This is a genomic window from Shewanella sp. LC6, assembly GCF_006385735.2.
Lineage (GTDB): Bacteria > Pseudomonadota > Gammaproteobacteria > Enterobacterales > Shewanellaceae > Shewanella > Shewanella xiamenensis.
Genome location: NZ_CP043902.1, coordinates 2684566 through 2709799, shown reverse-complemented (window position 1 = coordinate 2709799; position 25234 = coordinate 2684566). Strand labels below are relative to the sequence as shown.

General features: G+C 46.6%; 19 protein-coding genes. 9 read left to right on the top strand and 10 right to left on the bottom strand.

The window, feature by feature from the left end; all coding sequences use genetic code 11:
- Nucleotides 1-72 precede the first annotated feature (72 nt).
- The 5 genes from FJD32_RS12295 to FJD32_RS12275 all read left to right on the top strand — a co-directional run bounded on the left by FJD32_RS12295 (nucleotide 73) and on the right by FJD32_RS12275 (nucleotide 4103).
- The gene (locus FJD32_RS12295; RefSeq protein WP_037419044.1) at nucleotides 73-756 is read left to right on the top strand and encodes a response regulator transcription factor; all 684 of its coding nucleotides are present in this window, start codon (nucleotides 73-75) and stop codon (nucleotides 754-756) included.
- A gap of 170 nt (nucleotides 757-926) precedes the next feature.
- Complete coding sequence (locus FJD32_RS12290) at nucleotides 927-2054, top strand: M14-type cytosolic carboxypeptidase (protein WP_037430581.1); 1128 nt, start codon at nucleotides 927-929, stop codon at nucleotides 2052-2054.
- Nucleotides 2055-2062: 8 nt separating this feature from the next.
- Nucleotides 2063-2380: a hypothetical protein gene (locus FJD32_RS12285; RefSeq protein ID WP_037418858.1), complete on the top strand. Its 318-nt coding sequence runs from the start codon at nucleotides 2063-2065 to the stop codon at nucleotides 2378-2380.
- Nucleotides 2377-2658, top strand: coding sequence for a DUF1315 family protein (locus FJD32_RS12280; protein ID WP_037418861.1), 282 nt, complete (start codon nucleotides 2377-2379; stop codon nucleotides 2656-2658). Before FJD32_RS12285 ends, FJD32_RS12280 begins: the two co-directional genes overlap by 4 nt.
- 122 nt (nucleotides 2659-2780) lie before the next feature.
- Complete coding sequence (locus FJD32_RS12275) at nucleotides 2781-4103, top strand: IS4-like element ISSba6 family transposase (protein WP_205403008.1); 1323 nt, start codon at nucleotides 2781-2783, stop codon at nucleotides 4101-4103.
- 51 nt (nucleotides 4104-4154) lie between these two features.
- On the opposite strand, the gene ansA is transcribed toward FJD32_RS12275, so the two are convergent.
- Nucleotides 4155-5168 carry an asparaginase gene (gene ansA, locus FJD32_RS12270; protein ID WP_037418865.1) on the bottom strand — a complete coding sequence of 338 codons (1014 nt, stop codon included), beginning with the start codon at nucleotides 5166-5168 and terminating at the stop codon, nucleotides 4155-4157.
- A gap of 110 nt (nucleotides 5169-5278) precedes the next feature.
- Nucleotides 5279-7123 (bottom strand): signal peptide peptidase SppA, encoded by a 1845-nt coding sequence (gene sppA / locus FJD32_RS12265; RefSeq protein WP_055648356.1) that lies wholly within the window; start codon nucleotides 7121-7123, stop codon nucleotides 5279-5281.
- A gap of 165 nt (nucleotides 7124-7288) precedes the next feature.
- Here sppA and FJD32_RS12260 point away from each other — a divergent pair, with 165 nt between their 5' ends.
- Nucleotides 7289-9307, top strand: a complete 2019-nt coding sequence (locus FJD32_RS12260) for an NADPH-dependent 2,4-dienoyl-CoA reductase (protein ID WP_055648355.1) — start codon at nucleotides 7289-7291, stop codon at nucleotides 9305-9307.
- Nucleotides 9308-9701: 394 nt separating this feature from the next.
- On the opposite strand, the gene yfaE is transcribed toward FJD32_RS12260, so the two are convergent.
- From yfaE to ubiG, 5 genes are all read right to left on the bottom strand, one after another.
- Nucleotides 9702-10121 carry a class I ribonucleotide reductase maintenance protein YfaE gene (gene yfaE, locus FJD32_RS12255; protein WP_055648354.1) on the bottom strand — a complete coding sequence of 140 codons (420 nt, stop codon included), beginning with the start codon at nucleotides 10119-10121 and terminating at the stop codon, nucleotides 9702-9704.
- A gap of 33 nt (nucleotides 10122-10154) precedes the next feature.
- Entirely contained in the window at nucleotides 10155-11285 is a 1131-nt protein-coding gene (gene nrdB, locus FJD32_RS12250; RefSeq protein WP_037418877.1) for a class Ia ribonucleoside-diphosphate reductase subunit beta, read from the bottom strand.
- A 61-nt stretch (nucleotides 11286-11346) separates the two neighbouring features.
- Nucleotides 11347-13635, bottom strand: a complete 2289-nt coding sequence (nrdA, locus tag FJD32_RS12245; RefSeq protein ID WP_055648353.1) for a class 1a ribonucleoside-diphosphate reductase subunit alpha — start codon at nucleotides 13633-13635, stop codon at nucleotides 11347-11349.
- Between the two features lie 445 nt (nucleotides 13636-14080).
- Nucleotides 14081-14755, bottom strand: a complete 675-nt coding sequence (locus FJD32_RS12240; protein WP_055648352.1) for an HAD-IA family hydrolase — start codon at nucleotides 14753-14755, stop codon at nucleotides 14081-14083.
- Nucleotide 14756: 1 nt separating this feature from the next.
- Complete coding sequence (ubiG, locus tag FJD32_RS12235) at nucleotides 14757-15467, bottom strand: bifunctional 2-polyprenyl-6-hydroxyphenol methylase/3-demethylubiquinol 3-O-methyltransferase UbiG (RefSeq protein WP_037418885.1); 711 nt, start codon at nucleotides 15465-15467, stop codon at nucleotides 14757-14759.
- 384 nt (nucleotides 15468-15851) lie between these two features.
- Between ubiG and gyrA the strand changes: the two genes are divergently transcribed.
- The 3 genes from gyrA to FJD32_RS12220 all read left to right on the top strand — a co-directional run bounded on the left by gyrA (nucleotide 15852) and on the right by FJD32_RS12220 (nucleotide 21012).
- A complete protein-coding gene (gene gyrA / locus FJD32_RS12230; protein WP_140907336.1) occupies nucleotides 15852-18614 on the top strand; it encodes a DNA gyrase subunit A in 2763 nt (920 codons plus the stop codon).
- Between the two features lie 105 nt (nucleotides 18615-18719).
- The gene (gene serC / locus FJD32_RS12225) at nucleotides 18720-19817 is read left to right on the top strand and encodes a 3-phosphoserine/phosphohydroxythreonine transaminase (RefSeq protein ID WP_055648351.1); all 1098 of its coding nucleotides are present in this window, start codon (nucleotides 18720-18722) and stop codon (nucleotides 19815-19817) included.
- 274 nt (nucleotides 19818-20091) lie between these two features.
- Nucleotides 20092-21012 (top strand): LysR family transcriptional regulator, encoded by a 921-nt coding sequence (locus FJD32_RS12220; RefSeq protein ID WP_055648350.1) that lies wholly within the window; start codon nucleotides 20092-20094, stop codon nucleotides 21010-21012.
- Here the strand turns inward: FJD32_RS12220 and FJD32_RS12215 are convergent.
- The 3 genes from FJD32_RS12215 to FJD32_RS12205 all read right to left on the bottom strand — a co-directional run bounded on the left by FJD32_RS12215 (nucleotide 21009) and on the right by FJD32_RS12205 (nucleotide 25057).
- The gene (locus FJD32_RS12215) at nucleotides 21009-21920 is read right to left on the bottom strand and encodes a YjjW family glycine radical enzyme activase (RefSeq protein WP_055648349.1); all 912 of its coding nucleotides are present in this window, start codon (nucleotides 21918-21920) and stop codon (nucleotides 21009-21011) included. The genes FJD32_RS12220 and FJD32_RS12215 overlap by 4 nt on opposite strands.
- Nucleotides 21892-23451 carry a YjjI family glycine radical enzyme gene (locus FJD32_RS12210; protein WP_055648348.1) on the bottom strand — a complete coding sequence of 520 codons (1560 nt, stop codon included), beginning with the start codon at nucleotides 23449-23451 and terminating at the stop codon, nucleotides 21892-21894. Before FJD32_RS12210 ends, FJD32_RS12215 begins: the two co-directional genes overlap by 29 nt.
- 415 nt (nucleotides 23452-23866) lie before the next feature.
- Nucleotides 23867-25057 carry an amino acid aminotransferase gene (locus tag FJD32_RS12205; RefSeq protein WP_055648347.1) on the bottom strand — a complete coding sequence of 397 codons (1191 nt, stop codon included), beginning with the start codon at nucleotides 25055-25057 and terminating at the stop codon, nucleotides 23867-23869.
- Nucleotides 25058-25234: the final 177 nt, after the last annotated feature.

The following is a 25234-nucleotide window of genomic DNA, read 5'->3' as shown; positions in this document are numbered from 1 at the left end:
TCTTCTTATACTAGAGCCAAACATCTAGGTATGGTAATATAAATGATATTGATTATCGTTTGGTGTTTTGAGATGAGTAGAATACTGTTAGTCGATGATGATCCATTATTCCGAGTGTGGTTAACTGATGTGCTCCGAGCACAAGGACATGAGGTTGAATGTGCCGTTAACGGTGTTGATGGGCTTTCACGCATTCGCTCCTTCGCGCCCGAGATTGTTATGCTCGATCTGGTGATGCCGCAAATGGATGGTTTTGAGCTTTTACAGGCAAGGGATTGTTTGACGCCGATAATGATGTTGTCAGCCCGCGATAATGAAGAAGACAGGATCAGAAGCTATGAACTCGGTGCGGATGACTTCTTAGCTAAACCCTTTAGTATTAAAGAGTTATTGGTACGTTTGCAGGCGATTGAGCGACGGTTAGTGCAGCGGCATAAGCCACTAATGGCGATAGATCAAACCGCAGCCATTCAATCGATTAAGTTTGACGAAACCGCCTACAGGATAACCATCGACAAGCATGCCGTGGAGCTAACCCAAACTGAGTTTAGGTTATTTAAGTACCTGTTTGAACGAAAAGGGCAAGTGATCACTAAGCAAGAGCTGCAAAAGTCAGTTTTGCAGAAGGACTTAGGGCGGTTTGATCGTAATTTAGATATGCATATCAGTAATACTCGGCGAAAACTCGCTAATACTCGCTTACCGCGTACCTTAATCAATACTGTTCGCGGTCAAGGATATAGTTTTAGCGCTTAAATGATGATTGCCCTAGGCACTGATTAATTAAAGCGTGACTGATGGCTTCTTAGGCAATTTTACTCGCTTTCATTTTCCCCTGATACGGATTTGGTTTATTCTAACGGGCATTATAGTAGATGCGTATTTTGCATCATTACCCTCACATGAATAACTAAGTAGGAATCAGTATGCGGATCAGTGCCAATTTTGATGGCGGAAATATCCAAGTCATTAATCTTGATAATAAAGACGATATTCAACTGGCTATCCGTCCCGATGCGGGCGGTGAGTTTTATCAATGGTTCAACTTCCGATTCGAAGGTGAGGTGGGAAACCAGTACACCTTAAATATTATCAATGCGGGCACCGCTTCCTATCCTAAGGGTTGGCAGGATTACCACGCAGTCGCCAGTTACGATCGTCAGCATTGGTTCCGTGTACCAACTCAATATATTGATGGCAAACTCAGTATCCAGCTTGAACTTGATTGTGATGCGATTCAAATCGCTTACTTTGCGCCGTACAGCTATGAGCGTCACTTAGATTTACTCAGCAACGCACAATTGCATCCCGATGTAAATCTTGAACATTTAGGCTTAACCTTAGATGGCCGTGATATTACCCTGATGAAAGTGGGCGATGGCAATCCTGATAAACGCAATATTTGGATCACCGCAAGGCAACATCCCGGTGAGACCATGGCGGAATGGTTAGTCGAAGGCTTAGTGAATCGTCTGCTGGATAATGATTGTCCAACCGCAAAAGCGTTGCTCGATAAAGCGAACTTCTACATAGTGCCTAATATGAACCCGGATGGCAGCGTAAGAGGCCATCTGCGTACCAATGCGATTGGGGTTAACCTTAACCGTGAATGGCAAACCCCGAGCTTAGAAAGAAGCCCTGAGGTCTACCATGTAGTGCATAAGATGCAGCAAACGGGTGTAGATTTATTTTACGATGTTCATGGTGATGAAGGTCTTCCCTATGTTTTCCTCGCGGGTTGTGAGGGTGTACCAGCTTACAATGAGCGATTGGCGCAGCTGCAAGCGGACTTTAGTCAGGCATTAACCTTAGCCAGTGCCGATTTCCAAACCGAGTTTGGGTACGCTAAAGACGAGCCTGGTCAAGCCAACTTGACCGTGGCGTCTAATTGGGTGGCGCAAACCTTCGATTGCTTGTCGAACACCTTAGAAATGCCTTTTAAAGACAACAATAACCTGCAAGATCCGTTTGTGGGTTGGTCACCTGAGCGCAGTATTTATTTAGGCGAAGCGTCATTGATTGCCATGCTCGCCGTGGTTGATAAGTTAAGATAGGTGCGACTATGGCATTAATCGAATGTCCAATCTGCCGTAAACGGATGTCGAGCAAAGCGCCAGCTTGCCCGCATTGTGAGGCAAAAACCAATGGTGATAATAGCTCGCTCGTACGGATCAGTCATATCCAAAAATCCAGCAGCTTAATGAACCAAAGCTTTGTTGCCATGACGCTGTTTATTGCGGGGGTGGTGATTTGGTTTTGGGGTGGAGAGCCCGCCGAAGGCGTACGCGCGACCATTGGCGCCATCTGTTTTGTCTTTGGTTTTGTGGGCTATTTAATTACCCGCGTTAGAATCGTATTACATAAGCGAAAGAGTGTATGACCGACATTAATCAAGTAATCGACCAAATGCCTGAAGAAGTCTATGAAAGGCTGCGTAGCGCTGCTGAATTAGGCAAATGGGAAGATGGCACAGTATTGACCGAAGCCCAGCGTGAATCGACTCTTCAAGTGGTGATGCTCTATCAGGCGCGCCGCTTAGATCAAACGGAGCATTTCACCATAGGTGCTGGCGGAAAATTAAATGAGCTGTCAAAGGCGGAGTTGAAGAAACAATTCCGTGGAGAGTCGATAGCCGAGTTTAAAGCTGACGACCTGTAATCCCAGTTGACGCAACGTAGTAAAAAGCCCACTAATGTGTAATGCCGATCAGTTAAGACAGATCGCTTGACGATCTCGCTGAAAAGATCAAAATCCGATGACCTCATGTCATCGGATTTTTTATGCAACTCTCAGAAGCACTCGCCCGTACTCATATTACCCGCCTAACCGAATTCACCTGCTTAGCAGATGTGTTAGAACCTGAATTAATTCAATCTTGCCTAGACTCTCAGGGCGTTGCGACGTTAAGACGCCGTAAATTGCCGATGGACGCGATGATTTGGGCCGTTATCGGAATGGCTTTGTTCCGAGGGGAGTCTGTTCGGTCACTCATCAACAAACTCGACATTGTTTTGCCGCAAGAGATTGATTATGTTGCACGCAGCGCCGTGACTCAGGCGCGTAAACGATTGGGCAGTGAGGTTATTAGAGAAGTATTTAGCCGCAGCGCCAATACCTGGCACGCGAGAGCTGAACATCCTCATTGGTGCGGTCTTAACTTGTATGGTGTTGACGGTGTCGTGTGGCGGACACCCGATAGTGTTCAAAATCAAGCCGCCTTTGCGCGTACCGCCAACGCTTTAGGCGAAGCGGCTTATCCGCAAATTCGCATGGTTTGCTTGATGGAGTTAAGCAGCCATTTATTGGTCAACAGCGCCTTTGATTCGGTTGCCGAAAATGAAATGAACTTAGCGTCCCAGCTCATTCCTAGCATTCCCAATCACAGCCTAACCCTATTTGACCGAGGATTTTACTCGCTCGGCCTGCTGCACGCTTGGCAGCAAGCGCAACCTGATAGCCACTGGTTGTTGCCATTGAAGAAAGGCACTCAATATGAAGTAGTGCGAACGCTGGGGAAACATGACCAGTGGGTGAAACTCACCACGACACCTCAAGCCAGAAAGAAATGGCCGCAGCTCCCAGATACCCTTGAAGCGCGTTTATTGACTAAGACAGTGAAAGGTAAGTCAGTCGCCATTTTGACCTCGTTGACAGACCCGATGCGTTACCCCAGCGAAGACATCGTCGACTTATATGCCCATCGATGGGAAATCGAACTGGGCTATAGAGAGATGAAACAACATCTACTGGAGAGCCGTTTTACGCTCCGCAGTCAACTACCGGAGCTGGTGACTCAAGAGTTATGGGGCGTGCTACTGGCCTACAATCTCATTAGATATAAGATGTTGCTGATGGCTAAAAGCTTGCCATCGGTCCATCCCAATCAACTGAGTTTTCGGGATGCGGCGAGTTATATCATCTTCAAGTTGACACAACTGTCATCACAAACACCGGGGAATGTCCCGAGAGACGTATTGGATATAGAACGAAATGCACGGCAATTTAAGCTGGATGGTAAACGGGAAAGGGCATATCCACGAGTTCTTAAAATGAGCAAAAACAAGTTTCCGGTTAGACCAAAGAAAAATGCCGTTCACTCTTAAGTGAACGGCATTACACTAATGTGGGCTTTTTAATACGCAAAGTTGCGCTCCTTAATCGGGGCTGAGCTCACCAACTAAGTTTTGCAACATAGCAGCCTTAATTTCGCTCGGCTTTAAGTTTTTCGACAGCAGATAATGCAACTTAGCCAATGCAGCCTCAATGGTCATATCTGCGCCACTGATCACGCCTGCTTTAGCGAGGGCATTTCCCGTTGCATAACCGCCCATATTCACTTTGCCTTGGAAACACTGAGTCAGGTTCACTAACACAATTCCCCGTTCATCCGCTTGCTTTAGGGTATCAAGTAATGCCGTATCTTGCGGTGCATTCCCTACACCAAAGGTCAGTAAAATGAGCGCCTTAACGGGTTGCTGTAGAATATTCTCAAAAATCTGCGTGGAGATACCAGGGTATAGGGTGACCACACCGACAGGCTGAGGGCTGATATTAGCGACTTCTAACGGCTTATCGCTTGGCGTGGCAATTTTACCTGCGCGCAGATTAATTTTGATCCCCGCTTCAAGCAGTAAGGGGAAGTTTGGTGAGGCAAAGGCATCGAAGCCATCGGCGTGGGCTTTGGTAGAACGATTGCCACGGAACAGTTTGTTATTAAAGAATAAGCAAACCTCAGCCACTGGATAATTAGCAGCGATATACAAAGAGTTGAGCAGGTTGGTTTGGCCGTCGGAACGCAACTGCGCCAAGGGGATTTGTGAGCCGGTGACGATAACTGGCTTTGATAGGCCTTGAAGCATAAAGGATAAGGCTGATGCAGTATAGGCCATGGTATCAGTGCCGTGGAGGATCACAAAGCCATCGTACTTGTCGTAATTGGCCTTGATATCATCGGCAATCATTTGCCAGTCGGTCGGTGCCATGTTTGATGAGTCGATGAGCGGGCAGTACTCGTGGATCACAAACTCAGGCATTTCAGCATGGTAAAACTCGGGCATGGATTGGACGCATTGGGTCAAAAATCCTGCTACTGGTGCAAAGCCATTATCGGTTTTTTGCATGCCTATGGTGCCGCCCGTGTAGGCGACATAAATGGAGCGTTTAGTCATTCTTGTCGTTATCTTAGCTTCACGTGGGCTAATTATACGATTTTGCTGACATAAACCCAATAAAAAAGCCCGAGGTATCGGGCTTTTGTGTCTTTCATCTTGAGTCTGCGCTAGTTGATCGCACAGCTGTCACAATATACATACACATGGTTAGGGTCGTTAAAGGCCGCGATAGTCTTTAAGCTACCTGTCCATTGGCTCAGCATTTGCTCTAGCAGCGTTGAATGGCTGAGTGAAGCGGGTAAATAAGCCGACACTGAAGCAAACATTTGCTGCACAAAACGCTGCTCAGGCGTGAGTTCTTGCTCAATCACACGGGTATCGAACAGGCTTAAATCCGCCAGTTTTGCTGCTTTCGCGACAGCTTGGTCTATATCACCTAGTTCGTCAACTAAGCCTAATTCTAGAGCTTTTTTACCACTCCACACACGGCCTTGGGCGATGTTATCCACTTGTTCTAAGGTCATTTTTCGTTCCTTAGCCACCAGTGAAATAAAGTCTAAGTAGCCACGCTCAATATGGCGCTGGATTACCGATTCAATTTGTGGCGAGAGGGTGCGCGTGACTGATAAACCCGCCCATTCAGAGGTTGATACGCCGTCGGTATGGATGCCTAAACTGGCGAGTGAATCTTCGAAGGTGGTGATCATCCCGAAGATGCCGATAGAGCCCGTCAGTGTTGTTGGTGTCGCGAAGATATAATCGGCACTGGCCGAAATCCAATAACCGCCGGATGCCGCAAGGCTACCCATACTGACCACCACAGGTTTACCCGCCGCTTTGAGGGCGAGTAATTCTTGGCGGATTTGCTCCGAGGCAAAGGCGCTACCGCCAGGGCTGTCAACTCGTAACACCAGTGCTTTAATATGTTTATCAAATCGCGCCTTACGAATGAGTTCAGCCGTGCTATCGCCACCAATCTGGCCGGCGGGTTGGCTGCCATTTAAAATAGTGCCGCTTGCAACGATAATACCAACACTGTCTTGCTCAACAAAGCTTGGCAGAGGTGTCACTAGGGTTAAATAGTCGTAAAAGCTGACCTGCTTAAAGCTGTCACCCGACTTTTCTTTACCCACGGTCTCAAGCATAACTTTGCGGAAATCTTCATCGGTCGCTAGGGTATCGACCCATTTCATATTGAGGGCCATAGTCGCAGAATCGCCCTCAGCCTTATCGAGTTGCGCGAGGTAATTTGCCGAGTCTAAAACCAAGGCTTTGGTATCAATTTGGCGATTTGTCGCCACCGTTTGAGTGTAACTTTGCCAAACATCAGCAAGTAGGACGCTGTTCGCCTCTCTGGCCGCATCTGACATATCGTCACGCATATAAGGTTCTACTGCGGATTTAAACGTCCCAACACGGAAAATATGTGCTTTTATCTTGAGTTTTTCGAGGGCGGATTTGAAGTATTGGTTATACATACTTAATCCCTCAAGTGAGACGCTACCTTGAGGGTTGAGATAGATGGTATCGGCAAAACTGGCAAGAAAATATTGGTTTTGTTCGTAATAGTTACCAATCGCTACAACCTTTTTGCCGCTTTCTTTAAAACGATTTAAGGCGTCGCCAATGGATTGTAATTTGCTGATCCCCGCACGCTTTAGCTCTGCCAAGTCTAAGACTATAGTGCTTATCCTGTTATCGTGCGCCGCATTATCAATCACATAGATAATATCCGCCAGTAGGATTTCGCCATCGCTGCTGCCGTTATTACCTTGCTTGAGTGCGGCTTCAAGTGGGTCGACCTGTTGTTTTTGATCAACAATCGATCCCGCAAGATTAAGTACCAGTGCCGAATTATCTTCGACCTGAATATCTTCACTACTGCCAATGACAATCAGAATCATGGCGAGGAGGCCAAAAAAGATCAGGTTGAGTATGAATTTACGGATCCCGTTAAGGGCGTTCCAAATGAATAAGCATATTCTCTTGAAAAACGATGGGTTAGCGGACATTAGCCACTCCTTTGCATATCGAATGTGCCAATGCTAACTGAAAATCTCTTCACTGGCTAAACACAATTGTAAAGGTTTTTAACTTTTAACCCGTTAGCAACAGTTGAGCTTACATTTGACTCAAGGTATGCTCATTTAAATCACTTGTTTAAAAAGGATGTTTGAATGTCGTTTCCCCATTTATTAGAACCCTTAGATCTGGGATTTACCCAGCTCAAAAACCGTGTGTTGATGGGCTCCATGCACACGGGGTTAGAAGAAGAAAAGGGCGGATTTGAGAAACTGGCAGCGTTTTATAAAGAGCGCGCGTTGGGCGGTGTAGGATTGATCGTCACTGGCGGAATTTCACCAAACCTACGTGGTCGATTGACTCCCCATGCTTGTCAGTTGAGTTTCCCCTGGCAAGTGGGCAAGCACTGCATTGTGACTCAAGCGGTGCATGAAGCCGGAGGTAAAATCTGTATGCAAATCCTGCATGCTGGCCGCTATGGTTATCATCCTTTTTCGCAGGCACCGAGTAAAATCAAATCGCCGATTACTCCCTTTACGCCTTCTGCCATGTCGAGCCGTCAAGTACGCGCCACCATTAAGGATTACGCCAGTTCAGCCGCCTTAGCGAAAAGAGCAGGGTACGATGGCGTTGAAGTGATGGGCTCTGAGGGGTATTTGATCAACCAATTTATCAGTTCCCGGACCAATACGCGCACCGATGAATGGGGCGGCAGTTTTGAAAAACGCGCGCAATTTCCGCTAGAGATTGTGAATGCCATTCGCGCCAAAGTGGGCAAAGACTTCATCATTATCTTCCGCTTATCCATGCTCGACTTAGTCGATAACGGCTCCACTTGGGACGAAGTTGTGCAACTGGCCAAATGGCTTGAAAATGCGGGAGTGTCTATTATCAATACTGGGATTGGCTGGCATGAGGCCCGCGTGCCAACCATTGCGACTAGCGTGCCCCGCGGCGCCTTTGCTTGGGTAACTGAAAAACTTAAGAAGTCGGTTTCAGTGCCCTTGATTGCCACAAACCGTATTAATACGCCTGAGATTTGCGAGCAAATCATCGCCTCTGGTCAAGCGGACATGGTATCTATGGCGAGGCCGTTTCTGGCCGATCCTGAGTTTGTGAATAAAGCGGCGGCCAATACGCCAGAGCTGATTAATACCTGTATTGGTTGTAATCAGGCCTGTTTAGATCATACCTTCTCTCTGAAACGTGCCACTTGCTTGGTCAATCCTCGTGCCTGTTATGAGACCGAAATAAACTTTTTACCTACCAATAAAAAGAAGCGAATTGCAGTGATGGGCGCGGGTCCCGCAGGCATGGCATTTTCGGTGTATGCAGCGATGCGTGGTCATGAAGTCGTGCTTTTTGAGGCGAAATCAGAGGTGGGTGGTCAGTTTAATCTGGCACGTAAAATCCCAGGAAAAGAAGAGTTTAACGAGACAATCCGTTATTTCCTCAATCAAATCAAACTGTATAAAATTGATCTGCGCTTAAATACCCGCTTGGATGCTAAGGTACTGGAAACCGAAACGTTTGATGAAATCGTCATTGCTTCCGGCGTGGTCCCGCGCGAGTTGAGCTTGCCAGGATTTGATAGCCCCAAAGTGGTGGATTATCAACAGGTGCTGACGGGCCAAGCTACGATTGGCAACAAAGTGGCCCTGATTGGTGCTGGCGGTATTGGCTTTGATATGGCGCATTACCTCTGCGAATCTGAGTCTAGCACCCTCAATCCTGAAAAATGGTTAAAGCAGTGGGGTATAGACAAGCAATATCAGCATGCGGGTGGATTAGCCGAGCCTGAAGTGGATAATAGCGATCACAGACAAGTTTATTTGCTGCAACGTAAGACCTCTAAGATGGGCCAAGGTTTAGGTAAAACCACCGGTTGGATCCACCGTTTAGTGTTAAAACAGCACAATGTGAAAATGAAAACCGGCGTCAACTATGAAAAGTTTGATGACGCTGGCCTACATATTCGGGTTGGTGAGCAAACTGAAGTGCTAGCCGTGGATAATGTGATCCTCTGCGCCGGACAAGAATCAAACCGCACCTTAGTCGATGAGATGAAAGCAACGGGTATTCCGGTGCATTTGATTGGCGGTGTCGATGTTGCCGCTGAGCTGGATGCAAAACGGGCCATTCGTCAAGGCGCCGAGCTTGCTATGCGGCTGTAGTTTTTAAGCGGTTTCACCAATAAAAAGCCTGAGTCTGACTCAGGCTTTTTGTTGATTGATATGAAGATAAGCGCTTATCTATATGAGTGGGCCATTTGCTTAGTTGGGTAAATGCCCATAACTGACGACTCGAGTGACTTGCCTCTGGCCATTGGTGTGTTGCCAGACCATTAAAAATTTGGCTTTGCCGTTAAACTGCCAGTTTCTTGGCTGCAAAATTTATGTACACCCTCTGTTATCGCGCCAAAGTCCTTGATGGGATAGGGGCTTGAAAGCTTTCTTAGACGCGAGTGAGCGTGAGTATTGACCGCAGGCAAAGTTTTTGGTGTTGTTGATCATCGACTCGCGAACCCAAGTCACACCCGAAAATGCCTAAGAGTTTAAGACAACTATTTTAGTCTTCAACCACTTCTTGCTGTGGCACGGCTTTGAGGTTGGCGGTTTTACGTGTAGATGTAGACTGAGCGCGGGTGTGGCAAGAATAGGTCACCACGGCAGCGCCTTCGGGCGATAAGTCGAGTTCTAAATCTTCGCTGGGTATACAGCAGCAGGGCAGACATTCGTCGGCATTGAGAACGGCTAGAGGCTCGGTTAAATAGCTGACACGACCACTAAGCACTTTTGTTTTACAGGCACCACAAAAGCCACTACGACATTCAGAGAAAATTCTGACTTTTTTGGCTTCAAGAGCTTGCAGTAAAGAGCCGTGCTGCGGGGTAAATAGCAGCACAGGTTGCCCTTGCAGGCGCACAATGGGCGCCTTGGCAAAGGGATTATTCAATGGATGGCTCTTTAGCTGGTTCGACTTAGTCATTTCGTAATCTAGTCATTTCACAATCAAAAGTGATTAGAGATCGAAATCAAGAAATTCATCACTGTCGACGGCTGCATCGATTTGGCCGACCAGATAGGATGACACTTCCACTTCTTGCGGAGCAACTTGCACTGCGTCACTCTCTAACCAGTTTTTCATCCATGGCAGTGGGTTAGTTTGTTCTGCATAAGGTAGCGGCAGGTTAACTGACTTCATCCGTTGGTTGGTAATGTACTCAACATATTGGCAGAGGATCTGCTCGTTTAGACCGATCATTGAGCCGTCTTTGAACAGGTATTTCGCCCATTCTTTTTCTTGTTCGGCGGCTTTTAGGAACAGGTTATAGGCTTCCTGTTGGCATTCTGCGGCAATCTCGGCCATCTCAGGGTCGTCTTTGCCGCCCTGCATAATGGTTAAGATATGCTGAGTGCTGTTTAAGTGCAGCGCCTCGTCACGGGCGATAAGACGAATAATTTTCGCGTTACCTTCCATAAGCTTACGCTCAGCGAAGGCAAATGAGCAGGCAAAGCTCACGTAGAAGCGAATGGCTTCGAGCGCGTTAACTGACATCATGCACAGGTACAGTGCTTTTTTCAGGGTGCGGGTATTTACCTCTAAAGGCTCACCATCAATCACATGGGTGCCTTCACCGAGTAGATGATATGTCTGGGTTAATTTGATGAGGTGATCGTAGAACTCTGCAATGTCTGTGGCACGGCGCAGGATCTCATGGTTCACCACGATATCGTCAAAAATCACTGAAGGATCGTTGACGATATTGCGAATAATGTGAGTGTATGAGCGCGAATGAATTGTCTCGGAGAATGACCAGGTTTCAATCCAGGTTTCTAACTCAGGCAGTGACACTAATGGCAAAAAAGCTACGTTAGGCGAGCGACCTTGAATTGAATCGAGCAGCGTTTGGTATTTCAGGTTCGAAATAAAAATATGCTTTTCATGATCGGGTAGTGAGTTGTAGTCGATTTTATCGCGGCTCACATCGACTTCCTCTGGGCGCCAGAAGAAAGACAGCTGCTTTTCAATTAGTTTTTCAAACACTTCATATTTTTGTTGGTCATAACGTGCGACGTTTACCGATTGTCCGAAAAACATGGGTTCACGGGTGGCATCGTTGGGTGTTTGGCAAAAAGTAGAGTAGGTCATGGTACGAGTATTCCAATAAGTCGGGATCCCATTGGGATCCCGCAACCGTTAACATTGAAGATTAGATTTTGCAAGCGCCGCCAGCACAGCCGTCATCTTCTTTCTCTATGTTGGTAATGTCATCGTGTTGATCCGATGCTCCATCGCGAGTGTTATGGTAGTACAGCGTTTTTACACCTAACTTGTAGGCATTGAGTAAGTCTTTTAGCAGGGTCTGCATTGGGACTTTACGGCCCTCAAAACGCGCTGGATCATAGTTTGTGTTGGCCGAAATCGCTTGGTCAACGAACTTTTGCATGATACCCACAAGCTGTAAGTAACCTTCGTTGCTTGGCATTTGCCATAACAGCTCGTAGTTGTATTTCAGCTCATCGAAATCAGGCACTACTTGTTTTAACTGGCCATCTTTACTGGCTTTCACACTGATCAAGCCGCGTGGCGGTTCGATACCGTTGGTGGCGTTTGAGATCTGTGATGAAGTCTCAGACGGCATCAGTGCAGACAATGTCGAGTTACGTAAACCATACTCTTTAATGTCGTTACGCAGCGCTTCCCAGTCTAAATGCAATGGCTCACTGCAAATCTTATCTAGGTCACGTTTGTAGGTATCGATAGGTAAAATACCTTGAGCGTAAGTCGTCTCATTAAATAATGGGCACGCACCTTTTTCTTTCGCCAGATTCATTGACGCTTTGAGCAGATAAAACTGAATCGCTTCAAAGGTCTTGTGAGTCAGATTGTTCGCGCTACCATCGGAGTACTTCATACCATTCTTCGCTAAATAGTTAGCGAAGTTGATAACACCAATCCCTAAGGTACGACGGTTCATCGACGAAATCTGCGCCGCTTTGATTGGATAATCTTGGTAATCCAGCAGGTTATCTAAGGCTCGCACGGCTAAATCAGCTAATGGCTCCAATTCCGCTAAATCGGTAATTGTCCCTAGGTTTAATGCCGACAGTGTACAAAGAGCGATTTCGCCGTTTGGATCGTCAATGTTATTCAATGGCTTAGTCGGCAGCGCGATTTCAAGGCAGAGGTTAGACTGTCTGATCGGTGCAACTTTTGAGTCAAATGGACTGTGGGTGTTACAGTGATCCACGTTTTGAATGTAGATACGGCCCGTTGAAGCACGTTCTTGCATCATCAATGAGAACAGATCCACCGCTTTTAATGTCTTTTTGCGAATGCTGCCGTCTTGCTCATATTGCAGATATAAACGCTCAAATTCAGCTTGGTCTTCAAAGAAGGCATCGTAAAGACCGGGTACGTCCGATGGGCTGAACAGGCTGATATTTTCACCTTTGATCAGACGTTGATACATCAGTTTATTCAGTTGCACGCCGTAGTCTAAATGACGGATACGGTTATCTTCAACGCCACGGTTATTTTTCAGTACTAGCAGCGATTCAACTTCTAAGTGCCAAATAGGATAGAAGAGGGTGGCTGCACCGCCGCGCACGCCGCCTTGCGAGCACGATTTCACCGCAGTTTGGAAATACTTGTAGAAAGGTAAGCAACCCGTGTGGAAGGCTTCGCCACCACGGATTGGGCTTCCTAATGCACGGATACGACCGGCGTTGATACCGATACCAGCGCGTTGGCTCACGTATTTTACGATAGATGATGCTGTCGCGTTGATTGAATCCAAGCTATCGCCACATTCAATCAGTACGCATGAGCTAAACTGACGAGTCGGGGTACGCACTCCCGCCATGATAGGCGTTGGCAGTGAAATCTTAAAAGTCGATACTGCGTCGTAAAAATCTTTGACGTATTGCAGACGCGTTGCCTTTGGATAGCGGGCAAACAAACAGGCCGCCACCAGAATATAGAGGAACTGGGCGCTCTCATAAATCTCGTGGGTGACGCGGTTTTGAACCAGATATTTACCTTCAAGCTGTTTAACGGCTGCGTAGGAGAAGTTCATATCTCGCCAATGGTCGATATAAGTATCCATAATATCGAGTTCTTCGCGGGTGTAATCCTGCAGAATATGCATATCATACTTACCCAACTCTACCAGCTTAGTGACATGGTCATATAACTTGGGTGGCTCGAACTGACCAAAAGCCTTCTTACGCAAATGGAATACGGCTAAACGCGCAGCCAGAAACTGATAATCGGGTGACTCAGGGGAAATTAAATCCGCCGCAGATTTGATGATCGTTTCGTGGATAGCTTCGGTTGGGATCCCATCGAAAAACTGTAAATGCGTGCGAAGTTCAACTTCAGAAACAGAAACGTTTTTTAACCCCTTGGCTGCCCAAGTAATTACGCGGTGTATTTTGTCGAGATCAATTGTCTCACGTGCACCACAGCGTTTTGTAACTGTCATATTGCTATTCATTGAAGAGAGGCCTTGGTTCTGATATCTGTTCAGGTGAACTAAGTCACCGTACGTTTCCTTGTAAAACAATCAACCTGAAAACCCTTAATACTGTTGACTATGGTGAAAATAGTCGATTTAGCGGGGAACTTCTAGTGTGTCTGATTGCTACCTATACACAAGATATGGTGTTTTAAATAATCTGAGATACAAGATAGTGAGGTTTGCTATTATTTGCAAGTCTCAATTTAGGGGGTATCTTGTGGATATCTTGAGGATAAAAAAATGCGTTAGTAATGACTAACCCTGTAGCTCAAATTGAGATTAGCGTGCGTCTGATATGGCGAATTTTTATTCCGATCCCGCAGTGTGATCGATCGCTAAAATAAGCAGCGATCACGATCGCGGGGATTGACCCATAGCGTTAATTCTATTAATAGCTATCAGCACGAATCCTGATTCGTGCTTATTTTGTTAACGCTTGGCTTAGTGCCGAATGTAAATTCGAAGGCGTCGTAAACTGTGCATAGGCAGGCCATGCATCGGGTGTATCGTCCTCGCCCAAATATCCCCACAGCGCTACACCGCCGAGCATGCCCGCCGCTTGAGCCGCCAGTAAATCCCGCTCAGCATCACCTAAGTAAAGGATTTGCTGTGGCTTGCACTGCAACTGCTGCGCGCCCAATAGCATAGGTGCGGTATGGGGCTTAGGGTAACGGGTCGAATCGCCGCTGATCATCACTGGCATACGCGAGCTGAGCTTAAGCTTATGTAACAGGGGACGAGTAAAGCGGGCAGGTTTATTGGTGATGACTCCAAATGGCACGCGGCATAACTCGAGCCAGTCAAGCAGTGGAGAAATACCTTCAAACAATTGGCAATGGTCGCCATTGATCCTTTGATAGTGGGCAAGGAGTCCTTGCTGGACTTGGGTGCGTAGCACCTCATCTGCGCCTGGAATGGCCGCATCGACTAAGGCAAAGCTGCCATGGGAGGCGGCGCTACGCATGTCTGCAAAGGGTTTTGCTGCAATACCGACATCAGACAAACTGAGGTTAAGGGCCTGAACCAGATCCGGCGCGGTATCGGCAAGAGTACCATCAAGGTCGAATAAGACCCCTTTAACCTCAGCTAAACTCATCTTAATCTGCCTTTTGCGTTGCAATCATATAGTTTACATCGACCTTAGATGTGTACTTAAAAATCCCTGTTAACGGGTTATAAGTGATCCCAAGGGCGTCTTTACAGATGAGGTCGGTGTTATCGACTAACTCAATCAATTCGGAAGGTTTAATAAACTTATTATGATCATGAGTGCCAATCGGTAACATCTTCAGTAGATATTCAGCACCGATAATGGTTTCGACAAAGGATTTAACATTGCGATTAATCGTGGAAAAAAACACAAAACCACCGGGTTTTACCATATCGCAGCAGGCTTGGATCACTGATTGGGGATTGGGTACGTGTTCGAGCATCTCCATGCAGGTCACCACATCATAGTATTCGCGGTGATCTTCCCTATGAGCCTCGGCGGTGTTTTTCACGTAATTGATGCTCACACCGGTTTCCAGCGCATGCAAGCGTGCAACTTCTAACGGTTCTTCACCCATATCAAGACCATCAACCACTGCACCGATGCGCGCCATGCTTTCGGATAAAATGCCACCGCCACAGCCGACGTCGAGCACTTTTTTACCAAAAATCCCGCCAGCAGTTTGATCGATATAGTTTAAGCGAAGGGGATTTAATAGATGCAGCGGTTTAAACTCGCCATTGAGATCCCACCAGGTTTCGGCCATACGTTCAAACTTTGCGATTTCCTGTGGGTCTACGTTGGTATTCTGTTGCATGCGATTACCTAAAGCGGCTGAATAGTGCGGCTATTATAACGACAATGGTGGATAAACACAGTATTGGCTGATTCTAAGTCTTTGTGGTTGAGTGAAATTTCAGCAATTATCATTAATTCTTAAACACTTTGTGAAGCTGAGCGGTTTTTCTGCTCGGATATTAATCAAGTCTTGGACTCAATTTCGCCATTAACAACCGATTTTATCGGGTTTAAAAGTGCAAATTGACAGTGTTTTCATCTATTAAGCCACATCCTTCTCAATTCGCGCAGGATAGGTCTGGCGACATTAAATAACTGTGTTAGAATGCCAAATCACGTTTTTGGGCCGCTCAATGATACGGATTATGCGTTGTCGGCTAATTTTCAGGGGAACGAGCAGTTTATGACTGATCTGGCATCATCTATTTCGCCAATTAATATCGAAGACGAACTAAAGAATTCGTACCTTGATTACGCCATGAGCGTCATCGTAGGACGTGCATTACCAGACGTGCGTGATGGCCTTAAGCCTGTACATCGCCGCGTGCTGTTTGCCATGAGTGAATTGAAGAACGATTGGAACAAGCCGTACAAAAAGTCTGCCCGTGTGGTCGGTGACGTGATCGGTAAATATCACCCCCATGGTGACTCGGCGGTATACGACACTATCGTGCGTATGGCTCAGCCTTTCTCACTGCGTTACACCTTAGTCGACGGTCAAGGAAACTTCGGTTCGGTTGACGGTGACTCTGCCGCGGCAATGCGTTATACCGAAATCCGGATGGATAAGTTAGCGCACCAGCTCCTCGCCGATCTTGAAAAAGAAACCGTTGACTATGTGCCAAACTACGACGGCACAGAACAAATTCCTGCGGTATTACCGACACGCGTACCTAACCTGTTGATTAACGGTTCATCGGGTATTGCGGTGGGTATGGCGACGAACATCCCACCACACAACTTAACTGAAGTGGTTAAAGGCTGTTTAGCGCTGATCGCCGATCCTGCGCTGTCGATTGAACAGCTCATGGAATATATTCCTGGCCCTGATTTCCCAACGGCGGCGATCATCAATGGTCGTAAGGGCATTATCGATGCGTACAAGACGGGGCGCGGCCGCGCCGTTATGCGCGCGCTGGCTGAAGTCGAAACCGAAGATAACGGCCGTGAACGTATTATCGTCACCGAAATTCCTTATCAGGTGAACAAGGCGAAACTCATCGAGAAAATCGCTGAGCTAGTTAAAGATAAGAAGATTGAAGGCATTAGCGGTCTGCGCGATGAGTCTGACAAAGACGGTATGCGCATCGTTATCGAAATCAAGCGTGGCGAAGTGGGCGAAGTTGTTCTGAACAACCTCTATGCCCAGACACAAATGCAATGTTCTTTTGGTATCAACATGGTGGCTTTGACCAATGGTCAGCCTAAGTTGTTCAACTTAAAAGAAATGCTCGAATGCTTTATCCTGCACCGCCGTGAAGTGGTGACTCGCCGTACCGTATTCGAACTGCGTAAAGCGCGCGAACGCGCCCATATTCTTGAGGCATTAGCGGTCGCGCTGGCCAACATCGACCCGATTATTGCGCTGATCAAAGCTTCGCCAACGCCAGCAGACGCTAAAGTCAAACTGGTTGAGCAGGGCTGGGCGCTCGGTCATGTACAGGGCATGCTTGAAAAAGCGGGTGATGATGCGGCGCGTCCTGAATGGTTAGAACCAGAATATGGTATCCGTGACGGCTTATATTATCTGACTGAGCAACAGGCTCAGGCGATTCTAGAGCTGCGTTTACACCGTTTAACCGGTCTTGAGCACGATAAGATCATCGCTGAATACGAAGAGCTGCTCGAGTTCATCGCAGGTCTGCTGTTTATTTTGCGCAGCCCTGAGCGTTTGATGGAAGTGATCAAAGAAGAGCTGGAAGAAATTCTTGCTGAATATGGCGATGCCCGCCGCACGGTGATCAACGCCAACGAAATTGATATGAGTCTTGAAGACTTAATCAACGAAGAAGACGTGGTTGTGACCCTGTCGCACTTAGGTTACGCCAAATACCAACCGCTGAGCGATTACCAAGCCCAGCGCCGTGGTGGTAAGGGTAAAGCCGCAACTAAGGTGAAAGACGAAGATTTCGTTGAAAAACTGCTGGTTGCGAACACCCATGATACGATTCTGTGCTTCTCAGATTTTGGTAAGATGTACTGGCTCAAGGTCTATCAGTTACCGCTGGCGAGCCGCACTTCCCGTGGTCGTCCGATTGTTAACTTGCTGCCGCTGGCCGATGGCGAACGCATTACTGCGATTCTGCCGGTGCGTGAATACGCTGAGGACAAGTACATCATCATGGCGACCTCTAACGGTACCGTGAAGAAGACTGCGCTGACAGCTTACAGCAACCCACGTGCTAACGGCATTATCGCTGTTAACCTCAAAGACGGTGACCAACTGATCGGTGTCGATATCACCAATGGTGATGATGAGATCATGTTGTTCTCGAACGAAGGTAAAGTGGTTCGCTTTAAAGAAGGCGAAGAAGTGGCCGTCCTCGATGAAAATGGCAACCCAGTGCTGGATGAAGAAGGCAATCCACAAATCAACTTCAAGGGCGTGCGTCCAATGGGCCGCGGTGCGACTGGTGTTCGCGGTATCAAGCTTGAAGAAGGCCAAAAAGTGGTGTCTCTCATCGTACCTAAGGGCGATGGCGCTATCTTAACCGTGACTGAAAACGGCTATGGTAAACGCACTGAACTGTCTGAATACCCATCGAAGAGCCGCGCGACCAAAGGTGTGGTATCGATCAAGGTGAGTGAGCGTAACGGTGCAGTTGTTGGCGCGGTACAAGTTGGCGGTAATGACGAAATCATGCTGATCAGCGACAAAGGTACCTTAGTGCGTACGCCGGCGAACGGTGTGTCTATCATCGGCCGTAATACCCAAGGTGTGACCATTATCCGCACCGCAAGTGACGAGAAAGTGGTTGGTCTGCAACGTATCGATGAGATCCAAGGCGACGAAGATGACGTCGAGCTGGATGAAAACGGTATGCCAATCGTCCCAGTTGTCGCTGAAGGTGACTCTGTTCAACAAGAGCCTTTAGAGGAAGAGGATGAACTGGAAGAAGAATTAGACGAAGATGAAGAGCTTGACGACGAGCAAGACGAAGACTAATTCGAAAGCATAAAAACGAGCGTCCAATTGGACGCTCGTTTTTTTCATGGCAACGTTTTATTTTATGAATTCTAATATCATGGTTTGTAAATAAGGAGAGTGGCAGTGAGCGCGATTTATAATTTCTGTGCAGGTCCTGCGATGTTACCCGCAGCGGTAATGAAAAAAGCACAACAGGAATTACTCGATTGGAATGGGCTAGGTGTCTCCGTGATGGAAGTCAGCCACAGAGGTAAGGAATTTATCGCGCTGACCAAGCAAGCTGAGGCGGATTTACGCGAGCTGATGCACATTCCACAAAACTATCATGTGTTGTTTATGCACGGCGGTGGTCGCGGTCAGTTCTCTGCCGTTGTGAATAATTTTTTAGGCAACCAAGGCCGAGCCCTGTATTTAGTCAGTGGCCAATGGTCTTCTGCGGCATTAGCCGAAGCCCAAAAGCTGGCGGGCGACGCGCAAATTGATAGCCTTAACATTATTGAAAAACATAATGGACTCAATGCAGTAGTGCTGCCTGATCTGCATAAGATTGATGCCGATTACCGTTATGTGCATTACTGCCCAAATGAGACAGTTGATGGTATCGAAATTTTTGATGAGTTAGACAGTCCATGGCCGATTGTCGCCGACCTATCATCTACCATTATGTCTCGTGAAATTGATGTCAGCCGTTACGGCTTAATCTATGCTGGCGCACAGAAAAACATTGGTCCTTCGGGCTTATCCATTGTGATCGTGCGTGATGATATGTTGAAACTGCCGAGTTTACCGCAGTCATCCATTATGGATTATCGTTTAGCGGTTGAACATGATTCTATGTTTAACACGCCACCGACCTTTGCCTGGTACTTAGCGGCCGAAGTGTTTGCTTGGCTTAAATCGATTGGTGGAGTGGCCAGTATCGCGAAAATCAATCAGCAAAAAGCGCAAATGCTATATGCCTGTATCGACGCCAATCCTTTCTATAAAAATGGTGTGGTGGCTGCGAACCGCTCACAAATGAATGTGACCTTTCAACTGGCTGATGAATCCCTTGATGGCGCCTTCTTAAAAGAGGCCGAAGCGGCGGGCTTAGTGGCTTTAAAAGGGCACCGAATTGTCGGTGGTATGCGTGCAAGCCTATACAATGCAATGCCACTGGAAGGTGTTGCCGCGTTGGTGACATTTATGAACGAGTTTGCAGTTAAACATCACAAGATTTAGTCCGCGCTCACCCTAGAGCACATAAGTTTTAAGCTGTTATACGCAAAAAGCGAATGCACATGTGCATTCGCTTTTTTGTTAGTTGAATTACGCCAAGTTTCTTACCCTGATAAGCTTGCGGCAATGGCACTTGTACCGAGCAAGCCTGTGAGCCGGCACGCATAACAGACCAATATACATAGTAATCTATGGGTAAGTTTTATCTTATTGTTTATCATCATTAAAAGTTGATATTTTGTTTTTTACCATAAGATAAATTACCAGGAAACCACTGATGGATTTAGCCAAGCTTTCGCGTATTAGTATGAAGCACTTAATCACTTTACACGTGATGCTCGATACTCTGAGCGTTACCGCCAGCGCTGAGCGCTTATGCTTAAGCCCTTCATCTGTCAGTAAAACCTTAAGTCAGCTTCGAGACAGTTTGAATGATGAACTGTTTTACCGTAATGGTAATTCACTGGTTTCAACACCTTTAGCCAAACGATTAGGCCCAAGCGTGCAACAAATGATCAATGATATGAATCAGATCATGAGTCAAGATGCGTTTACCCCAATAAACTATGAGGGACGTTTTTCGCTTGCAATGCGTGAAAGCACCTTTGAACTGCTGGCCGCCAAACTTAGCGCCCATATTTTGAGTTTGGCGCCCCATATTCATCTCGATATTTACAGCAAAGACAATATTGGTTTTGATGGACTCATTAATGGCTCGTTAGACTTTGTACTGTTACCCCATGATTTGAGTCAGCCTAATCCTTCGCAAGATGATCTAGTGTGGGAAACCTTGTTCAGTGATGAAATGATTTGCTTAATGAATGCATCCCATCCCTTAGCCAAACAATCGCATATCAGCTTTGATGACTACCTAAGCTACAGCCATATAGGCATCACAGATACGGATCTGAGTACACCTTATTTTGATATTTTACTCGCTCAACAATCTAAAAAGCGTGCCGTCCCCATTTCAGTGCCAGACTTTGGCAGCGCGGCGTTAATGTGTCACAACAGTGAACTGCTGTTTACCTGCTCGCGCCGCTGGGCATCCATCGCGAGCCAAGCCAAAGGCTTAACCGTGAAACCGTTACCCATCGAATATGGAAAAGTGGCTTACAGCCTCGTTTGGCATAAACAAAGTATGAAGGATCCCGCGCTACGCTGGCTGTACGAGCAGATCCTACTTTGTAGCCGTTAAAGGTAGATGGACGGTAACACGATATTTGTTAAACCTCGCTGGGTAAGAGAGGCCGCTAAGGCTTCAATATCCGTCTGTGTGCAACTAGGCCAAGTTAACGCTTCATCAACCACGCCATGGTGGTGAAAGGCGTTTAATTTCACCCGCGTATCGGCACCGAGTCTCAGTAAATAGCAAGATAGCGCGTCTATTTCCTGTTCAAAATCCGTAATGCCTGGAATATGCAGCAATCTTACTTCATACAGTTTTTGCTGCTGCGCCAAAAGTTCAATTGATTTGAACACCGCATGGTTATCTCTCCCGGTAATGTACCTATGGGTATCTCGTTGCCACGCTTTAAGATCCACCATAGCGCCGTCTAAAAAGGGCAGCAGTTTATGCCAGCCCGTGAAGCTCAAACTGCCATTGGTATCAAGCATACAGGTTAACTGTGATAACTGCGGTGAGGCCTTAATCGCTTTAAATAATTCAATAATAAATGGCAGTTGTAGACTTGCTTCACCACCGCTCACTGTAATGCCATTAATAAAGTGACGCTGATGGTGAAGAATCGCCAAGATTTCTTCAACAGTGTATCGGGTGACTTTGGGATTGGCTTGTTGTGGACACACAGCAAGACAAATATCGCACTGGCTACAACGTTCTTTATCCCAATGGATTTGATGCTTATTGTTAGCCTTTATCAATGTCAGCGCCTTGTCAGGGCAGGTGGCAATACAATCGCCACAGCCATCGCATAATCCGATGGTATGTGGGTTATGGCAGTTTTTACATTGATAGTTGCAGCCCTGCAAGAATAACACGAGCCTGCTGCCAGGTCCGTCGACGCAGGAAAACGGCAATAGCTGACTAACTATTGCCTGTTTATTTATGGCCGATTTATTGAATGACACAGGGGGAGTGCTCATGGGCAATAACGCGTGCTTGGCGTTGCAATATTCCGGTATTTTGTGCTGCTTCTGCCCCTAAACCCGTGGTATTAAGGCGCGAGCCGCATTGTTTAAATGCTTCAATATCAGAGCGTTTTACCATATAGCCAGTGACGCGCATTAAATCGTTAGAGGCCACATTGGCGGTAAACTCCCTAAAACCTAGCTCAAGCGCCGCTTTACACAGCTGGAACATCGCTTGAGGATTCGATTTGACAGTTTCATCGATAGTCAAAATATCGCTGATCCCCGCCGTATAATACTGGTGATGCTGCGCGAGGGCTTGAATATGAGCGATGGGATTGGGTTCCGTGCCATAGGGAATACGAACACCTGGCGTCACGTCTTTATCGAGGCTAATACCGCCCTGTGAATGCAGCAGCGCTCGTCCATGGTAGCCATAGGTGACGGGCGTGGATTTTACTATGGAATCGAGGGCGGCAGAAATACGGTAGCCAAGTTGGTTTGCATCCATGCTAAGGCCATAACCTGTGGGTTTGTTTGATTCAGATAATTTGTCTGTCTCACTTGTCATCTGAGCTTGCAGAATATTCACCGCTTCAGCCATACCGTAAATACCAAACATGGGGGCAAAGCGCGATTCATCAATCAATTGTTCTTTAACTAAAAAGCTATCAAAGAAGTGCGACTCTTGATGTAAAAATGCTGAGCGCGCCTCGATAAGTTCGAAGGTGAGTGAGCAGTAATAGGGCAAGACACACTCAAAAAAGTCATTGATTGATGTGGCCTTTAATGCCACTTCTTTCAGATTGAGTCTAACTAAGGTATTAGCACCGCCTGCTAATGGTAAGGCATTGTAGCAACTCACAATACCAAAGCCGCGTTTGTCAAATGCACTGGCATGCAGAGGATAGTTGGCGATATGCGGTTTACTGCACTGACAAATATTGGTGGCCGCAATTTGCAATAATTCATCCGGCGTGACGGCGGGGTCATACATAAAGGTCAAATTGGGGGCAACTTGTTTGAGCTCGGCATCAATACGCAGTAGGGTACGGCAAACAATGTTGTCTGTCGGGCCAATATTGACGTGCATAAAGGCGTCGGGCAGGGTTCTGTCGAGCATTATCCAGAACAGCTTTAGTTTACGATAAAGGGCATCCGCATCCATTCCTTCCACGAAAGGCATCAAAGTATCGTCCAACTGACCCAAATACACGGGGATATTGGTCACCGATGGCACATGGTGATACAGAATCGTTAAGGCATTGAGAGCTTCATCTAAATCCTGTGCAGGTGAAAGTTCTAAATATTCAGAGCCTTGCTGAAGATAACGGGCATAATCTGGCAATACATAGCGTGGTTTAAACGGTGTATGGCCTTCAAACATATCGCAGATCACGCCATCATTCATCGCCGCGTTTACCTCAGTCGATATCGGCATGTAGGGCAAACTTGCCTCAGCCTCCAACGCTAAATAGTTAGATTTTTGCTTAGGTGAAAGCTGCGAGTTCGTGACGATTTGCATTAATTTATCTTGTAATAACATGGCGGAATACCCACAAGTTCAATAATGACGATTAATCTACTCAGCAGCTTTGGCTTTAAAAAGTGAAAATTACCGTAGCCCCGATTGATAAAATGGAAATCCGCCGATTGAGATCACAACGTGCGGTTTATTGTGATAAGACCGTGGAGTCAACATCATTCAAATAGGGTTTTACGATTGAAAATAAATGCTTAAAGGGTGACGATGGCGTGGCTTATGAGGTTTTTTGGGGAGAAACGAAAAGGAAGACTCGTCAATCCAAACTAAATAGAACTTGAGTGTAATATTTACAAGCGATAGATAACTCTGCTGCATCCTAGATAGAGAATACAGCAGAGTAACTAGATGGTTAAAAAGTACTAAATCGCGTGTATTTAAAGCACTTGTATTTAAAGCGTGTATTTAAAGCGTGTATTTAAAGCACTTTGGCAATCGACTTAGCTAAGTAATCCACATTGTCTTCGCTAATGCCTGCAATGCTAATGCGGCTTGAACCCACCATATAAATGCTAAATTCTTTCTGTAGACGCGCCACTTGCTCTGGATTAACTCCAAGGAAGGAAAACATGCCTTTTTGGCGAGCGATAAAGCTAAAATCGCGCTCAACGCCATTGGCTTTGAGTTTTTCAACTAAAATCGCGCGGTTACCATTGATGCGATCGCGCATCACTTTGAGCTCATCAAGCCATTCTTGAGTTAATTCTTTTGATCCTAAAATCGTCTCAACAATCGCCGCGCCGTGGGCTGGCGGCATGGAGTAGAGGCAGCGAACCACATAAAGCAGTACAGATTGCGCGATATTGGCGGTATTGGCATCTTTGGCAATCACAGAGCAGGAACCAATACGCTCACGGTACAGACCGAAGTTTTTCGAGCATGAGCTGCACAGGATCATATTATCGACCGCGGCAGCCATTTTACGCACGCCGTAGGCATCAATATCAACACCATCACCAAAACCTTGGTAAGCCATGTCGATAAGCGGGGTAAAACCTTGCTCTTTGGTGAGGGCAACCACTTTGTCCCATTGCTCAGTGGTTAAATCCATCCCACTTGGGTTATGGCAACAAGCGTGAAATAACACCACGTCATCAGGACTCACTTGCGATAATGCAGCAAGCATCTCATCAAATTTCAATGATTTACTATCGTAGTCATAATAGGGATAAGTTTTTACTGTGATCCCAGCAGCTTCGAATAAACCGGTATGGTTAGCCCATGTAGGATCGCTGACCCACAATACCGCATTAGGATTGCAGCGCTTAATAAAGTCACCCGCAACACGCAGGGCGCCTGTACCGCCGGGTGTGGAAACTGTACGAATACGGTTAGCGATAATCGCGCTATGATCACTGCCAAAGGCTAATTGTGTCATCAGGGTATTAAACAGAGGCGAGCCGGTTGGACCGATATAGACCTTTGTCGTCTCCGTTTCTAAACGAAATTTCTCGGCTTTTTTTACACAATTGAGAATGGGGGTGTTTCCCGCGGGGTCTTTATAAACACCGACACCTAAGTCTACTTTCTGTGGATGTGTGTCTTCGCGGTACTGGGTCAACAAGCCGAGGATCGGATCCGCAGGCATTGCGATGAGTGAGTTAAACATAGCTCCATCTACCTTTCTAGTTATTAAGCGACAGCATGAATCACATAGGATGTGCGTGATTTATCGATTGAAACCTAGGATAACGTGAATAGATGAAAACTTTAAAGTAAAAATGGTGTTTAGAGACCAATTAGTCTGGCAAAAAAGCCTGCCGAAAAAGCGTTTAGATCACAATTT

What these genes read in the sequence shown, in the direction of transcription:
- FJD32_RS12295 (WP_037419044.1), top strand. Translation starts at nt 73, where the DNA reads ATGAGTAGAATACTGTTAGTCGATGATGATCCATTATTCCGAGTGTGG.
- gyrA (WP_140907336.1), top strand. Translation starts at nt 15,852, where the DNA reads ATGACTGATCTGGCATCATCTATTTCGCCAATTAATATCGAAGACGAA.
- FJD32_RS12210 (WP_055648348.1), bottom strand. Translation starts at nt 23,451, where the DNA reads ATGTTATTACAAGATAAATTAATGCAAATCGTCACGAACTCGCAGCTT.
- sppA (WP_055648356.1), bottom strand. Translation starts at nt 7,123, where the DNA reads ATGTCCGCTAACCCATCGTTTTTCAAGAGAATATGCTTATTCATTTGG.
- FJD32_RS12215 (WP_055648349.1), bottom strand. Translation starts at nt 21,920, where the DNA reads ATGAGCACTCCCCCTGTGTCATTCAATAAATCGGCCATAAATAAACAG.
- FJD32_RS12240 (WP_055648352.1), bottom strand. Translation starts at nt 14,755, where the DNA reads ATGAGTTTAGCTGAGGTTAAAGGGGTCTTATTCGACCTTGATGGTACT.
- FJD32_RS12260 (WP_055648355.1), top strand. Translation starts at nt 7,289, where the DNA reads ATGTCGTTTCCCCATTTATTAGAACCCTTAGATCTGGGATTTACCCAG.
- yfaE (WP_055648354.1), bottom strand. Translation starts at nt 10,121, where the DNA reads ATGACTAAGTCGAACCAGCTAAAGAGCCATCCATTGAATAATCCCTTT.
- nrdB (WP_037418877.1), bottom strand. Translation starts at nt 11,285, where the DNA reads ATGACCTACTCTACTTTTTGCCAAACACCCAACGATGCCACCCGTGAA.
- FJD32_RS12280 (WP_037418861.1), top strand. Translation starts at nt 2,377, where the DNA reads ATGACCGACATTAATCAAGTAATCGACCAAATGCCTGAAGAAGTCTAT.
- nrdA (WP_055648353.1), bottom strand. Translation starts at nt 13,635, where the DNA reads ATGAATAGCAATATGACAGTTACAAAACGCTGTGGTGCACGTGAGACA.
- FJD32_RS12275 (WP_205403008.1), top strand. Translation starts at nt 2,781, where the DNA reads ATGCAACTCTCAGAAGCACTCGCCCGTACTCATATTACCCGCCTAACC.
- FJD32_RS12205 (WP_055648347.1), bottom strand. Translation starts at nt 25,057, where the DNA reads ATGTTTAACTCACTCATCGCAATGCCTGCGGATCCGATCCTCGGCTTG.
- FJD32_RS12285 (WP_037418858.1), top strand. Translation starts at nt 2,063, where the DNA reads ATGGCATTAATCGAATGTCCAATCTGCCGTAAACGGATGTCGAGCAAA.
- FJD32_RS12220 (WP_055648350.1), top strand. Translation starts at nt 20,092, where the DNA reads ATGGATTTAGCCAAGCTTTCGCGTATTAGTATGAAGCACTTAATCACT.
- ubiG (WP_037418885.1), bottom strand. Translation starts at nt 15,467, where the DNA reads ATGCAACAGAATACCAACGTAGACCCACAGGAAATCGCAAAGTTTGAA.
- ansA (WP_037418865.1), bottom strand. Translation starts at nt 5,168, where the DNA reads ATGACTAAACGCTCCATTTATGTCGCCTACACGGGCGGCACCATAGGC.
- FJD32_RS12290 (WP_037430581.1), top strand. Translation starts at nt 927, where the DNA reads ATGCGGATCAGTGCCAATTTTGATGGCGGAAATATCCAAGTCATTAAT.